Origin of the sequence: Pseudomonas sp. FYR_7 (assembly GCF_043106155.1) — a bacterium.
GTDB lineage: Bacteria > Pseudomonadota > Gammaproteobacteria > Pseudomonadales > Pseudomonadaceae > Aquipseudomonas > Aquipseudomonas parafulva_B.
On sequence record NZ_JBICMI010000021.1, the window covers coordinates 38781 to 53036 of the forward strand.

Annotated in this window: 11 protein-coding genes; 10 read left to right on the forward strand and 1 reads right to left on the reverse strand. The window is 65.5% G+C overall.

What is annotated here, in order from left to right:
- Positions 1–29: 29 nt before the first annotated feature.
- A complete protein-coding gene (locus ACF8R3_RS05455) occupies positions 30–2423 on the forward strand; it encodes a TonB-dependent siderophore receptor (RefSeq protein ID WP_392515122.1) in 2394 nt (797 codons plus the stop codon).
- A gap of 387 nt (positions 2424–2810) precedes the next feature.
- On the opposite strand, the gene ACF8R3_RS05460 is transcribed toward ACF8R3_RS05455, so the two are convergent.
- A complete protein-coding gene (locus ACF8R3_RS05460; RefSeq protein ID WP_167338692.1) occupies positions 2811–3698 on the reverse strand; it encodes a LysR substrate-binding domain-containing protein in 888 nt (295 codons plus the stop codon).
- A 169-nt stretch (positions 3699–3867) separates the two neighbouring features.
- Here ACF8R3_RS05460 and ACF8R3_RS05465 point away from each other — a divergent pair, with 169 nt between their 5' ends.
- The 9 genes from ACF8R3_RS05465 to ACF8R3_RS05505 all read left to right on the forward strand — a co-directional run bounded on the left by ACF8R3_RS05465 (position 3868) and on the right by ACF8R3_RS05505 (position 14254).
- A complete protein-coding gene (locus ACF8R3_RS05465) occupies positions 3868–4701 on the forward strand; it encodes a MaoC family dehydratase N-terminal domain-containing protein (protein WP_144967773.1) in 834 nt (277 codons plus the stop codon).
- A gap of 30 nt (positions 4702–4731) precedes the next feature.
- The gene (locus ACF8R3_RS05470) at positions 4732–5895 is read left to right on the forward strand and encodes an acyl-CoA dehydrogenase family protein (protein ID WP_058605881.1); all 1164 of its coding nucleotides are present in this window, start codon (positions 4732–4734) and stop codon (positions 5893–5895) included.
- A 14-nt stretch (positions 5896–5909) separates the two neighbouring features.
- A complete protein-coding gene (locus ACF8R3_RS05475; protein ID WP_100850770.1) occupies positions 5910–7259 on the forward strand; it encodes an MmgE/PrpD family protein in 1350 nt (449 codons plus the stop codon).
- 20 nt (positions 7260–7279) lie between these two features.
- Positions 7280–8479, forward strand: coding sequence for a CaiB/BaiF CoA-transferase family protein (locus tag ACF8R3_RS05480; RefSeq protein ID WP_058638412.1), 1200 nt, complete (start codon positions 7280–7282; stop codon positions 8477–8479).
- Between the two features lie 15 nt (positions 8480–8494).
- Complete coding sequence (locus ACF8R3_RS05485) at positions 8495–9322, forward strand: CoA ester lyase (RefSeq protein WP_167338696.1); 828 nt, start codon at positions 8495–8497, stop codon at positions 9320–9322.
- Positions 9323–9478: 156 nt separating this feature from the next.
- Positions 9479–10477, forward strand: a complete 999-nt coding sequence (locus ACF8R3_RS05490) for a TRAP transporter substrate-binding protein (protein WP_058638410.1) — start codon at positions 9479–9481, stop codon at positions 10475–10477.
- A 63-nt stretch (positions 10478–10540) separates the two neighbouring features.
- Complete coding sequence (locus tag ACF8R3_RS05495; RefSeq protein ID WP_078477963.1) at positions 10541–11176, forward strand: TRAP transporter small permease; 636 nt, start codon at positions 10541–10543, stop codon at positions 11174–11176.
- Entirely contained in the window at positions 11173–12456 is a 1284-nt protein-coding gene (gene dctM, locus ACF8R3_RS05500; RefSeq protein WP_325942587.1) for a C4-dicarboxylate TRAP transporter large permease protein DctM, read from the forward strand. The genes ACF8R3_RS05495 and dctM overlap by 4 nt, the downstream gene beginning before the upstream one ends.
- A 148-nt stretch (positions 12457–12604) precedes the next feature.
- Positions 12605–14254: an argininosuccinate lyase gene (locus tag ACF8R3_RS05505; RefSeq protein ID WP_392515126.1), complete on the forward strand. Its 1650-nt coding sequence runs from the start codon at positions 12605–12607 to the stop codon at positions 14252–14254.
- Positions 14255–14256 lie beyond the last annotated feature (2 nt).

The following is a 14256-nucleotide window of genomic DNA, read 5'->3' on the forward strand; positions in this document are numbered from 1 at the left end:
CGCCCGCCGACACGCTACGGAGCGAGAGAATGAGTTCTACCCCGGTTTCACCGCGCCACCCCCTGAACCGAGCCCTGCGTGGCGCCCTGTTCGGGCTGGTGGTCGGCAGCCATGTTCTGCCAGCCCTGGCCCAGCCTGCGGCCACTGACAGCAGCAGCCCGCTCAAGCAGTGGAACATCCCGGCAGGCCCGCTGGCGCCAGCGCTCGATCGTTTTGCCAGGGAAGCCGGCATCAGCCTGTCGTACGACGCGCAAAGCGTGGCCAACCGGACAACGCCGGGCGTCCAGGGCTCGCTGGGTACCACCGCGGCCTTGTCTGCGCTGTTGCAGGGCAGTGACCTGCAATCGGAACAGCAAGGCCCCAACGCCTACTTGCTGCTGCCCCAGCCCAAGCCCACCGGCCCCCTGGAGCTGGGCGCCACCGAGGACTACCGCCTGGCCCCGGTGATCGTCAATGCCAAGGTCAAGGCCAGCGCCGACGACGACATCAACTCGGTTGTGGCCAAGGAGCTGTGGGTAGGGGGCAAGGTCGCCACCAGCATCCTCAATACCCCAGCTTCGGTGTCGGTGGTGACCCGCAAAGAGATGGAACAGCGCAGCGTCAGCACCACCGAAGAGGCGCTGCAGTACACCCCTGGGGTGATCAGCGACTTCTATGGGTCGGACGACCGTAACGACTACTTCCAGATCCGCGGCTTCCAGGCCACCACCTACCGCGACGGCCTGACGCTCAGCTCCATGCGTGGCGTGCGCGAAGACCCGTACGCCTACGAGCGTATCGAGATCATTCGCGGCGCCAACTCCACCCTGTTCGGCCCCGCCGACCCGGGTGGCTCGGTCAACTTCGTGACCAAGCAGCCGCGGTTCGAACGTTTCGGCCAGGGCTATGTGACCTACGGTTCGTACGACCATGCCGAGACCGGCATCGACGTGGGCGATGTGCTCAACGAAGGCGGTACAGTGGCAGGGCGCTTCACGGCCAAGCTGCAGGACAGCGACCGTGAGTACGACCACTCCCGCGACGACAGCCGCCTGGTGATGGGCGGGCTGACCTGGGCACCGAGCGACTTCACCTCGGCCACCGTGGTGCTGGACTACCTGAAGACCAACAGCTCGCCCAACAGCGGTGGCTACCCGCTGGACAAGGAATACGACCGCAGCAAGTTCTTCGGCGAGCCTGGCTACAACTTCCACGATGTGGAGCGCACCAGCTTGTCCGGCAACCTCACCCACGACTTCGACAACGGCTTCGTATTGCGCGGCAACCTGCGCTACAGCGAACTGACCGACGATTTCGGCTACGCCTACTTGAGCGACAGCCCTTCGCGCGTTGGCACGACCATCCCGCGCTATGTGTTCGGCACCGACAGCGACGCCGACCAGCTCAACGGCAACCTGATGCTGCAATACGATGCGCAGTTCGAGCACATCGACAGCAGCACCCTGGTGGGGGTGGAGTACCTCGACTCCTCGACCAAGCAGCGCTCGGTCTACAGCCTGGCCACCCCGATCGACATCGCCAACCCGGTGTTCACCGGCGTGCCGCGTGGCATCGAGCCCTACAGCCGCAAGAAGCAGGACGTGACCACCAAGGCCGTGTTCATGCAGCAGAACCTGTCGTTCTACGACCGCGTCATCGCCACCGCTGGCGTGCGCAACGACTCCATGGACTTGTCCAGCACCGAGTACGTGGGCGGGGCGGCCAAGCAGAGCGACGACTTGTCGGAGACCTCATATCGCGCTGCGCTCACCTACATCGTCAACGACGAAGTGTCGACGTACGTGAGCATGGTGGAATCGGTGTCCCCACCCCAGGTGGGCGTGACTCCGCAAACCGGCAAGCAGTACGAAGTGGGGGTGAAGTACTCGCCCATCGGCATGGACGCGATGTTCTCCGCTGCGGTGTATGACCTGACCCAGGAAAACGTCACCATTGCTGTGGTACTGCCCAGCGGCATCATCGAGCAGCAAACCGTCGGTGAGTCTCACGCACGCGGCCTGGACCTGGAGGCCAAAGCCCAGGTGACGGCTGATATCAGCGTGATTGGCGCTTATTCGTACATGGACACCGACGTGAAGCGCGGGTCGCTGTATGACGGCTCTTCGCTCAAGGGCAACGCCTTCGCCACCGCGCCCAAGCATTCGGCTTCGCTGTGGACGTACTACGATATTCCGGCGACCGCCGTGAGTGTCGGGCTCGGTGCCCGGTACGTGGGGGCTTACTACATGGATGCGGCCAACACCAAGAAGAGCGATGGGACCACGTTGTTCGACGCGGCCTTCAAGTACCAGATCGCCAAGGGCACTGACCTTGCGGTGAACGTGAGCAACCTGTTCGATGAACAGCACGTGGTGGGCTCGGGGACGGCCGATTATTACAACCCTGGGCGTGAGGTGACGGCGCGAGTGAGTTATAGCTGGTAAGCGATTATTGGGGGATTGCGGTGGCTTTGGGGGCTGCAATGGATAGCCTGTGCGCGTTAGGCGTTATGGGCAGCGCGGTAGGCCTTGGGATCTGATGCCCGGCTGCAATCCTAGGGCCGCTGTGCGGCCCATCGCGGCACAAGGCCGCTCCCACACTGCGCTATCTTGAGCTGCGCGCTGAACCTGCAGAGTAACCAGCTTGTGCCGCCTCTGAAGGCTTGAATGATCCCCTGTTGGAGCGGCCTTGCCGGGGCGCCGGACCGGCCGCGATGGGCCGCGCAGTGGCCCCAGGATTGCAGCCAGCATCACAAATCACCGGGGCCGCTTTGCGGCCCATCGCGGCACAAGGCCGCTCCAACAGGGGCGACACTGTGCGGGATGGTTTGCCTAGTTGGCAGGCATCAGCGTCTTGATCAATGCGCGCACCGTTCCCGGCAGGGCCTCCAGTTCCCGGACAAGGATGCTGCGTTCGCGCTCGGCCCAGGGTTCGTCCAGGGCGATGGTCACCAGGTTCATGGTGTGGCTGTGACGCGATGCGGATGACTCGGGAATGATGCCGATGCCCACGCCGGCCTCGACCATGCGGCAGATGGCTTCGAAGCCCGATAGCTGGATACGCAGGGCCAGGGTTTCCCCCATGCGCTCGACCTGGTCGCGCAGAAAGGTCAGCAGGGTGCTGCCGTCGTGCAGCCCGATGTGCTGGTAGGCCAGGGTCTGTTTCAACGTCACCTGGCGGCGGCTGGCCAGTTCGTGGCCGGCGGGCACGATCAGCACCAGCCGGTCGGTGCTGAAGTGCATCACCTGCAGGCCGCTGGCCTCCACAGGGCCGGCGATGATGCCCATGTCGGTGCTGCCATCGAGCACGCCTCGCACGATGTCGCGGGACAGGCGTTCCTGCAGGTCGACCGTGACCCCCGGCCGTTGCGCCAGAAAGCCTGCCAGTACCTCGGGCAGGAACTCGGTCACCGCCGTGGTGTTGGCAAAGATGCGGATATGCCCCGCCGAATCGCCGCCGAACTGGGTGAATTCCGCCTTCAGGTAATCGACCTGGCGCATCACCAGGCGTGCGTGGGTCAGCAGCGTGTGCCCGGCCGGGGTCAGCTCGACGCCGCGGCTGTCGCGGTACAGCAGGCGGGTGTCGAGCTGCGCTTCGAGTGCCTTGATGCGCGCACTGGCGGCGGCCGGGGACAGGTGCGCACGGCGGGCGCCTTGGGTCAGGCTAGGGGATTCGCCGATGTGGATGAACAGGCGCAAATCAGCCAGATCGAAGTGCATGGGCAAGTCCTGGAGTCGGGAAGGCGTTCGGTATTTATGAACGCCGGGTTATGGAAATGCAAATTCACAGAATGCACGACAGGGTCGCATGATCGTCCCTGTCGCCTGCGCAGCGTCGATGACGCGCCCGCAAGTGGCCTGCCATAACAACAATTCCAGAGGCCCACCCATGCCCACTCCGCCCTTTGATTACAGCCCGTGGCTCGGCCGCACCGAGCAAGCCTGGGATGTGCTCAGCCGCAACCTGGTGCAGCGCATCGCGGCGACGTTCGGCGAGACCGCCCCGGCCCACGGCGAGGCATTGCCGCCGCTGTGGACCTGGTGCTTCTTTCAAGACCCTGTGCCCGAAGCGCAACTGGGCACCGACGGGCACCCGGCACGCGGGGGCTTTTTGCCGCCGGCCGATGGGCGCAACCGCATGTGGGCCGGTGGCCGGGTCGAGTTCATCGCCCCGCTGGTGGTCGGCGGCGAGGCGCAGCGTACCTCGACCATCCTGCACATCGAGGAGAAACACGGCCGCAGCGGCGCCTTGCTGTTCGTGACCGTGCGCCATGATTACACCCAGCACGACCAGCTGTGCATCCGTGAAGAGCAGGACATCGTCTACCGCGAGCCGACCCCGCCCAAGGCGAGCACGGGCGAGCCTTGTGAAACCGGCACCTGGGGCGAAACCGTCACGCCCACCGCGACCCTGCTGTTTCGCTATTCGGCGGTCACCTTCAACGGCCACCGCATCCATTACGACTACCCCTATGTCACCGCCACCGAAGGCTACCCGGACCTGGTGGTGCACGGCCCGCTGATCGCCACGCTCAACCTGCGGGCTTTTCTGCGCGCCAACCCCGGTGCCCGCCTGCGCCGCTACAGCTACCGCAGCCTGCGCCCGCTGACCCTGCCCACGCCCTTCGAACTCAGCGGCTGCCTCGACGGCCCAGGCCAGGCGCGCCTGTGGGCTGGCAATGCCGCCGGCGTGGCGCAAAGCGCCGACGTCACCTTCGACTGACCCCTTTTCAGCACCGTAGAGAAGCCTGCCATGCACAGCTACGACAGCGATGACCTCAACGCCATCCGCGAAGGCGTGCGCGCCTTGTGCGCCGAATTTCCGGCCGAATACTGGCGCACCCTGGACGAGCAGAAGGCCTTCCCGGAAGCCTTCGTCAAGGCCATGACCGACGCCGGCTGGCTGTCGGCGATGATCCCCGAGGCCTATGGCGGTTCAGGGCTGGGCCTGGCCGAGGCGTCGGTGATACTCGAGGAAGTGAACCACTGCGGTGGCAACTCCGGCACCATCCACGGGCAGATGTACAACATGTTCACCTTGCTGCGCCACGGCAGCGAGGAGCAGAAAAGTCATTACCTGCCCAAGCTGGCCAGCGGCGAGCTGCGCCTGCAATCGATGGGCGTGACCGAGCCGACCACCGGCACCGACACCACCCAGCTCAAGACCACGGCCGTGCGTGAGGGCGACGATTACGTGATCAACGGGCAGAAAGTGTGGATTTCGCGCATCCAGCATTCGGACCTGATGATCCTGCTGGCACGTACCACGCCGCTGGCGCAGGTCACGCGCAAGTCCGAAGGCATGTCCATCTTCCTGGTGGACCTGCGCACGGCCATTGGCAACGGCCTGACCGTGCAGCCGATCGCCAACATGGTCAACCACGAAACCAACGAGCTGTTCTTCGACAACCTGCGCATTCCGGCCAGCAGCCTGATCGGCGAGGAGGGCAAGGGGTTTCGCTACATCCTCGACGGCTTGAACGCCGAGCGTACGCTGATCGCTGCCGAGTGCATCGGTGACGGGCGCTGGTTCGTCGAAAAGGCCAGCCAGTACGCCCGCGACCGCGTGGTGTTCGGCCGCCCGATCGGCCAGAACCAGGGTGTGCAATTTCCCATCGCCGAAGCCCACATCGAGCTGGAGGCGGCCGACCTGATGCGCTGGCGGGCCTGCGCCGAGTACGACAGCGGCGCCAACGCCGGTGCGGCCGCGAACATGGCCAAGTACCTGGCGGCCAAGGCCTCGTGGGAGGCGGCCAACGCCTGCCTGCAAACCCACGGCGGCTTCGGCTTCGCCAACGAGTACGACGTGGAGCGCAAATTCCGCGAGACCCGCCTGTACCAGGTGGCGCCGATTTCCACCAACCTGATCCTGTCGTACGTGGCCGAGCACCTGCTCGAGCTGCCGCGCAGCTTCTGAAGGAGGCCATGCCCATGCGTGATACCCAAGCACTGGCCACCTTCCTGGCCGACCTGCGCTACCAGGACATCCCGCCCGCCGTGCTGGCGCGTACCGAAGACCTGTTCCTCGACTGGCTCGGCTCGGCCCTGGCCAGCCAGGGCGCGCACCCGGTGCCGCTGTTCGAGCGTTACGCCGAGCGCATGGGGCCCCCTGCCGGTAAAGCCCGATTGATGAGCACCGGCCGTGGCACCTCGCCGTATTTCGCCGCGCTGGTCAATGGCGCAGCGTCCCACCTGGTGGAGCAGGACGATTTGCACAACAGCTCGGTGCTGCACCCGGCCACGGTGGTGTTCTCCGCTGCCCTGGCCGCCGCGCAGGACCTGGACAAGTCAGGGCCGGACCTGCTGCTGGCCGCCGTGGCCGGCTATGAGGCCGGCATTCGCATCGGCGAATTCATGGGCCGCTCGCACTACCGCATCTTCCACACCACCGCCACCGTCGGCACCCTGGCGGCCGCCGTGGCGGTGGGCAAGCTGATGGACTTCGACCAGGCCCAGTTCATCCATGTGCTGGGCAGTGCCGGCACGCAGGCAGCCGGGCTGTGGGAGTTCTTGCGCGATGCGGCCGATTCGAAACAGCTGCACACCGCCAAGGCCGCTGCCGACGGGCTGCTGGCGGCCTACCTGACCGCCGATGGCCTGAGCGGGGCGCGCAATATTCTGGAAGGCGACCAGGGCCTGGCTGCCGGCATGTCCAGCGACGCCGACCCGGCGCGCCTGTCGGACCGCCTGGGCAGCCGCTGGGCATTGGCCGAAACCTCGTTCAAGTTCCACGCCTCGTGCCGCCACACCCACCCGGCGGCCGATGCCTTGCTCGAACTGATGCAGCGCGAAGGGCTGCGCCACGGCGACATCGCCGACGTGATCGCCCACGTGCACCAAGGCGCTATCGATGTGCTGGGCCGGGTGAAAGTACCCACCAGCGTGCACCAGGCCAAGTTCTCCATGGGCACGGTGCTCGGCCTGATTGCCGTGCATGGCAGCGCGCAGTTGCTGACATTCCGGGACCTGGCCCTGAGCGACCCGGACGTGGCCGCGTTCCGCGACAAGGTGCGCATGCAGCTGGACCCGGAAGTGGATGCGGCCTACCCGGCGCGCTGGCTGGGCCGGGTGGAGGTGCGCTGCACGGACGGGCGCCACTTCACCGCCGCCATCGACGAACCCAAGGGCGACCCCGGCAACACCTTGTCCCGCGCGGAACTGGAGGACAAGTTCCAGCGCCTGCTGGCCTACGCCGGGCAGCGCAGTGCGGCCGACGGCCGTGCCTTGATTCAACGTGTCTGGCAGCTGCGCGATACCCGCTCGCTGGCCGACCTGCCATAACTTGCGCACAGGACCTTGCCATGAGTGCATCTGCCCCCCGCCCCCTGGACGGCATCACTGTCGTCAGCCTGGAACACGCCATTGCCGCGCCGTTCTGCACCCGCCAACTGGCCGACCTGGGCGCCCGCGTGATCAAGGTCGAACGCCCCGGCAGCGGTGATTTCGCCCGTGGCTACGACCAGCGCGTCGATGGCCTGGCGTCCCATTTCGTGTGGACCAACCGCTCGAAGGAAAGCCTGACCCTGGACCTGAAACAACCCCAGGCCGACGCCATTCTCGAAGCACTGTTGGCCAAGGCCGACGTGCTGGTACAGAACCTCGCACCCGGCGCCGCCGCGCGCATGGGCCTGGGATTCGACGCACTGCACGCGCGCTTTCCACGGCTGATCGTGTGCGATATTTCCGGCTACGGCGAAGGTGGCCCGTACGAGAAGAAGAAAGCCTACGACCTGCTGATTCAGAGCGAGGGCGGCTTCTTGTCGGTCACTGGCAGCCCAGGGGAGGAGGGGATGGCCAAGGCCGGGTGTTCGGTGGCCGACATCGCCGCTGGCATGTACGCCTACACCGGCGTGCTCTCGGCCCTGTTGCTGCGCGACCGCACGGGGGTGGGCAGTCGCATCGACGTGTCCATGCTCGAAAGCCTGGTGGAATGGATGGGCTACCCCATGTACTACGCCTACAACGGCGCACCGCCGCCACCGCGGGCCGGTGCCTCCCACTCGACCATCTACCCCTACGGCCCTTTCCCCACGGGCGACGGCGGCACGGTCATGCTGGGCCTGCAGAACGAGCGTGAATGGCAGGTGTTCTGCGAGAAGGTCTTGCTCGACCCGGCGTTGGCCACCGACGAGCGCTTCTGCGCCAACTACCGGCGCTCGGAGAACCGCGATGCGCTGCGCCAGATCATCGTCGAGGGCTTTGCCGCGCTGAGCCTGGAAGACGTGGTGTCACGCCTGGAAAGCGCGCAGATCGCCAACGCCCGGGTCAACGACATGCAAGGGGTGTGGCAGCACCCTCAGTTGCAGGCCCGTGACCGTTGGCGCGAGGTGGACAGCCCGGCGGGCAAGCTGCCGTCGCTGCTGCCGCCGGGGCGCAACGCGGCCTTCAGCCCGCGCATGGACCCGGTGCCTGCACTGGGCCAACACACTGCCGCGATCCTGGCCGAGCTGGGGTATGGCGACGATCAGCAGGCGCAATTGAACAGCGCAGGCGTGGTTTAGTAGAGGAGCAGAAGCATGCCATACCCCATCGTTCGCTCCGCCCTGTTCGTGCCCGGTAGCCGCCCGGAGCGCTTTGCCAAGGCCCTGGCTGCCGGCGCCGATGCCGTGATCGTGGACTTCGAAGACGCGGTCGAAGAGCCGCTCAAGGCCCAGGCCCGCGAGCACCTGGCGCGCTTTCTGGCCGAACACTTGGATGCCCGGGTGTGGGTGAGGGTCAATGCCCCCAGCCACGCAAACCACGCCGAGGACCTGCAGTTTTGCGCGCAGCATCTGGGCGTGACCACGGTGCTGCTGCCCAAGGTCGAGAGCGCCGCTCAAGTGGCGGTCGCCGCCCGCACGGGCAAGGCCGTGGTGCCGATCATCGAGTCCGCCAAGGGGCTGTTGGCCCTTGAGCGTATCGCGGGCGCCGAGGGTGTCGAACGCCTTTCGTTCGGCAGCCTGGACCTGGCGCTGGACCTTTGCCTTAACACCGACAGCCCGGCAGGCCAACGCTTCATCGACCAGGCCCGCATGGCCGTGCAGTTGCAATCCCGAGGGGCCGACCTGGCGCCACCGCTGGACGGCGTGTTTCCAGCGATCCGCGACCCGCAGGGGCAGCGCGAGGCCATGCGCCATGCCTACGACATGGGCTACGGCGGGGCGCTGTGCATTCACCCAAGCCAGGTACCGGTGATTCATGAGGCCTTGCAACCCAGTGAGCATGAACTGGCCTGGGCGCACCGGGTGATCGAGGGCAGCGCAGCTGCAGGCGGGGCAGGGGCTTTCCAGCTGGATGGGCAGATGGTCGATGCGCCGGTGGTGTTGCGTGCGCAGCGTCTGCTGGCATTGGCCCATGCTGGCTAGTGGCTATAGTTACGGCCGTCTCGCGATGGCCTGCGTTCGGGTTTGCCGAACGCAGGCTTACACAAAAGCAGATTCCCCAAACACCTATACTGGGCCACCGTACCCTTGGCTACGCTTCCCTGCTGACCTTACCAACAACAATAACAGGTGAAACCCATGTTGAAGCTGACCCAGGCGCTGTTCTGCGCCGCCGCCGTCTCCCTGACCTCGTTCGCCTACGCCGCGGACCCGGTCATCATCAAGTTTGCCCACGTGGTGGCCGACAGCACGCCCAAAGGCCAGGGCGCGCTCATGTTCCAGAAACTCGTGGAGGCCGATGACAAGCTCAAGGGCAAGGTCAAGGTCGAGGTCTACCCCAATTCGTCGCTGTTCGGCGACGGCAAGGAAATGGAAGCGCTGCTGCTGGGCGACGTGCAGATGCTGGCGCCCTCGCTGGCCAAGTTCGAGCACTACAACAAGCAGGTGCAAATCTTCGACCTGCCGTTTCTGTTCGACAACCTGGCGGCGGTCGACCGCTTCCAGCAAGGCCCTAAAGGCAAGGCACTGCTCACCTCCATGGAGGACAAGGGCATTCGCGGCCTGGCCTACTGGCACAACGGCCTGAAGCAACTGTCGGCCAACAAGAAGATCTTGCTGCCCAAGGACGCCCGCGGCCTGAAGTTCCGGGTGCAGGCCTCCAGCGTGCTGGAAGAACAGTTCAAGGCCGTGCGCGCCAACCCGCGCAAGATGAGCTTTGCCGAGGTGTACCAAGGCTTGCAGACCGGTACCGTCAACGGCACCGAGAACACCTGGTCGAACTACGAAAGCCAGAAGGTCAACGAAGTGCAGCCGTTCTTCACCGAGACCGACCATGGCCTGATCGACTACATGGTGATCACCAACGCCAAGTTCTGGAACGGCCTGCCTGAAGACGTGCGCACCGAACTGCAGGGCATCATGGACAAGGTCACCGTCGAGGTGAACAAGCAGGCCGAGGCGCTGAACCAGGCTTCGCGGCAGAAGATCATCGACGCCAAGACCAGCGAGGTCGATGCGCTCACCCCCGAGCAGCGTGATGAATGGCGCAAAGCCATGCGTCCGGTCTGGGACAAGTTCGAAGGCCAGATCGGCGCTGACCTGATCAAGGCCGCCCAGGACGCCAACACCGCTTCCTGATCCGTTCTGCTTGCAGCCGCCCCTGCGTGGGCGGCTCAGCCTCATTGTGCGCGGAGAATGCCCATGCAAACGTTACGGCGCGTCTGGGAGCGCTTCGAGGAAGGCATGATCGCCTTTCTCCTGGCGGCCATGACCCTCATCACCTTCATCTACGTGGCGCTGAACAACCTCTACACGATGTTCTACAGCTTGAGCGACCGCTGGACCTTTGCCAGCGAGCCGCTGCTGAACATCGGCGATCACCTGATGGGCTACGCCCAGGAAATGACCTGGAGCATCGCCCTGACCAAGGCCTTGTTCGGCTGGCTGATCTTCTTCGGCATCGCCTATGGCGTGCGCACCGCCGGGCACCTTGGGGTCGATGTGCTGGTCAGGCGCACCCGCAAACCGGTGCAGCGCGTGCTGGCCATGCTCGCCTGCGCCTGCTGCCTGGCCTATGCCGGGCTGTTTCTGGTCGCCAGCATCAAGTGGGTAAGCGCCGTGCTGGCTGCCGGCATCGGCGCCGAAGACCTGGACCGCTACGGCATCAAGATCGGCCACATCGCGATGATCGTGCCCTTTGGCTTCGCGCTGATCATCGTGCGTTATCTGGAGATCCTCTACCGCATCTACACCCATCGCCAGACCAACCTGGGCCTGGCCGACGAAGCGGCCGAGGCGAGCAAGCTGGCCAACCCCGGTGAGGAGTCGCCGCGATGACCGTTATCTGCCTGTTCCTGCTGCTGTTCATCTTCATGTTCCTGGGCGTGCCCATCGCCATTTCCCTGGGCCTGTCGGGGGCGGTGTCGATCCTGCTGTTCAGCCAGGATTCGCTCAGCTCGCTGGCGATCAAGCTGTTCGAGACCTCCGACAGCTACACCTTTTTGGCCATTCCGTTCTTCCTGCTGTCCGGCGCCTTCATGACCACCGGCGGCGTGGCGCAGCGGCTGATCGACTTCGCCAACGCCTGCGTGGGGCACATTCGCGGTGGCCTGGCCATTGCCGCCGTGCTGGCGTGCATGCTGTTCGCCGCGCTGTCCGGCTCCTCGCCGGCCACGGTGGCGGCGGTGGGCTCGATTGCCGTGGCGGGTATGGTGCGCTCGGGCTACCCGAAGGAATTCGGCGCCGGGATCATCTGCAACGCCGGTACCCTGGGCATCCTGATCCCGCCGTCGATCGTGATGGTGGTGTATTCGGCCGCAACCGAGACCTCCGTGGGCAAGCTGTTCATGGCCGGCGTGATCCCTGGGATTTTGCTGGGCGTGTTCCTGATGATCGCCATCTACATCGTGGCGCGGGTCAAGAAACTGCCTGCCCAGCCACGTGCCAGCTTTCGCGAGTGGCTGACGGCTGCGCGGCGGGCCTTCTGGGGCCTGTTGCTGCTGGTGATCATTCTGGGCGGCATCTACAGCGGCCTGTTCACCCCCACCGAAGCAGCAGCGGTGGCGGCGGTGTACTCGGCGTTCATCGCCCTGTTCGTGTACAAGGACATGACCTGGCGCGAGTGCCCCAAGGTGCTGCTGGAGTCTGGGCGGCTGACCATCATGCTGCTGTTCATCATCGCCAACGCCATGCTGTTCGCCCATGTGCTGACCACCGAGCAGATCCCGCAGCAGATCACCCAGTGGGTGCTCTCCGAAGGCCTGACGCCCCTCGGCTTCCTGATCATGGTCAACGTGGTGCTGCTGATTGCCGGCAGCTTCATGGAGCCGTCGGCGATCATCCTGATTCTGGCGCCGATCTTCTTCCCCATCGCCATGGAACTGGGCATCGACCCGATCCACCTGGGCATCGTGATGGTGGTGAACATGGAGATCGGACTGGTTCACCCGCCGGTGGGGCTGAACCTGTTCGTGACCAGTGCCGTGACAGGCCTGACACTGGGCCAGACCATCCGCGCAGCGCTGCCGTGGCTGTCGATTCTGTTGCTGTTCCTGATTCTGGTCACCTACGTGCCGTATATCTCCCTGGCGCTGCCGGAGTTTCTCGGCATGCCCTGACCGGCGGCTCGATCAACCCGCCAGTGCACCGACGCCACCGCCTACCCGGCGGTGGTTTCACTTTCGGCCAGGGGGGCAGGGGTGTAGGTTGACCCTCCAAGGGTGCCACCAGCCCGCCAGCCCTCCACAAGCCCCGAGCGGACCCACCATGACAACAACCAGATCACTGCTTTGCCTTGCCATCGCTTGCGCCTGGCTCACGAGCCCCGCAGCCCACGCCGCCAACACCGCCGACAACCCATGCAAGACCACCGCCGAGTGCGCCGAGCAGGCCCGCAAGATCGGCGCCTTCGTGGAAAAGACCCCCGACGGCCAGCGCCACGGCGAGACCCAGTTCGACTACCTCAACCGCATCAACAAAGCCTCGCTGGTGATGCTCAAGGAAGCCGGCATCGTCACCGCTGAACAGGCCGCGACCATTGCAGGCGGCGTACGCCACGCCATCGACCAGGCCACCCAGCCAGACGGCAAGCGCCCCAGCGATGTGCTGCAACTGGAGCAGATCATCACCGACAAGGTCGGCCCCGAGGCCTCGCTGATTCACTCGGGCCGCAGCCGCCAGGACATGTACGCCACCTACCGCCTGGCCTCGCTGCGCAACCACGTGCTGGCCTATGGCGACGCCCTGGACGCCACCCGCCAGCGCCTGCTCACGCTGGCTGCCCAGCACGTCGACACCCTGGTGCCGGCCTACACCAACGGCGTACAAGCCATGCCCATCAGCTATGCCCATTACCTGCTGGCCTACGAGGCCTCGTTCGAGCGCGACGCCCAGCGCCTGCACGAGCTGTACGCCCGCCTGAACCTCAGCCCCATGGGCACCGCCGTGCTGGCCAACTCCGGCTACCCCATCAACCGCGAGCGCCTGGCCCAGCTGCTGGGCTTTGACGGCGTGCGCGAGAACTCGCTGGACGCCAGCCAGGTCTCGACCTACGACATCCCGCTGGAGGCCGCCGGCCTGGTCTCGTCCTCGGCCATCCGCATTGGCGCCTTCATCGGCGACATACACACCCAGTACCACCAGACCCGCCCCTGGCTGCTGCTCGACGAAGGCGCCACCTACACCAGCAGCGCCATGCCGCAAAAGCGCAACCCCGGCCTCTTGATGCGCACCCGCGAAGCCGCCTCCGACGTGGTCGGCCTGGCCAACGCCACCACCTTGCGCGCCCACAATGTCACCACCGGCATGACCGACTACAAGGCCGCCTTCGACGACCTGGGCCTGTTCCGCTCCACCGGCGACATGTTCAAGCGCCTGGACCAGGTGCTCGACGCCCTGAAGATCAACGCTGCACGCGCCGAAGAAGAACTGGACGCCGACTGGACCACTTCCATGGAACTGGCCGACACCCTGGAGCGTAAGCACCACGTCCCCTTCCGCATCGGCCACAGCTTCGCCTCGCTGATCGTCGAAAAAGCCCGCGCCGACGGCACCTTGCCCAAGGACTTCGCCTACGCCGATGCGCAGGCGTTGTTCACCCATGCGGCGGACAAATACAAATGGAAGGACAACACCCTGCCCCTGAGCGAAGCAGATTTCCGCGCCAGCCTATCCCCCCGCGCGATGGTGCAAAGCCGCAAGGGCACCGGTGGGCCACAGCCTGAAGAAGTGCGGCGCATGTTGGCTGAGGCGCAGGCGCGGTTGAAGGAGGATCAGGCGTGGATGCAGCAGCGGCGGCAGAAGCTGGGGGATGCGGATGTGGGGTTGGATAAGGCGTTTGATGGGTTGATGGGGCGTGATCTGGCGGGAGCACGCGATCCGTGTGGGAGCGGCCTGGCGCCGCGATGGGCCGCATAGCG

Bases quoted from the DNA above. Each gene is read 5' to 3' on its own strand.
- ACF8R3_RS05455 (WP_392515122.1), top strand. From the start codon at position 30: ATGAGTTCTACCCCGGTTTCACCGCGCCACCCCCTGAACCGAGCCCTG.
- ACF8R3_RS05460 (WP_167338692.1), bottom strand. From the start codon at position 3,698: ATGCACTTCGATCTGGCTGATTTGCGCCTGTTCATCCACATCGGCGAA.
- ACF8R3_RS05465 (WP_144967773.1), top strand. From the start codon at position 3,868: ATGCCCACTCCGCCCTTTGATTACAGCCCGTGGCTCGGCCGCACCGAG.
- ACF8R3_RS05470 (WP_058605881.1), top strand. From the start codon at position 4,732: ATGCACAGCTACGACAGCGATGACCTCAACGCCATCCGCGAAGGCGTG.
- ACF8R3_RS05475 (WP_100850770.1), top strand. From the start codon at position 5,910: ATGCGTGATACCCAAGCACTGGCCACCTTCCTGGCCGACCTGCGCTAC.
- ACF8R3_RS05480 (WP_058638412.1), top strand. From the start codon at position 7,280: ATGAGTGCATCTGCCCCCCGCCCCCTGGACGGCATCACTGTCGTCAGC.
- ACF8R3_RS05485 (WP_167338696.1), top strand. From the start codon at position 8,495: ATGCCATACCCCATCGTTCGCTCCGCCCTGTTCGTGCCCGGTAGCCGC.
- ACF8R3_RS05490 (WP_058638410.1), top strand. From the start codon at position 9,479: ATGTTGAAGCTGACCCAGGCGCTGTTCTGCGCCGCCGCCGTCTCCCTG.
- ACF8R3_RS05495 (WP_078477963.1), top strand. From the start codon at position 10,541: ATGCAAACGTTACGGCGCGTCTGGGAGCGCTTCGAGGAAGGCATGATC.
- dctM (WP_325942587.1), top strand. From the start codon at position 11,173: ATGACCGTTATCTGCCTGTTCCTGCTGCTGTTCATCTTCATGTTCCTG.
- ACF8R3_RS05505 (WP_392515126.1), top strand. From the start codon at position 12,605: ATGACAACAACCAGATCACTGCTTTGCCTTGCCATCGCTTGCGCCTGG.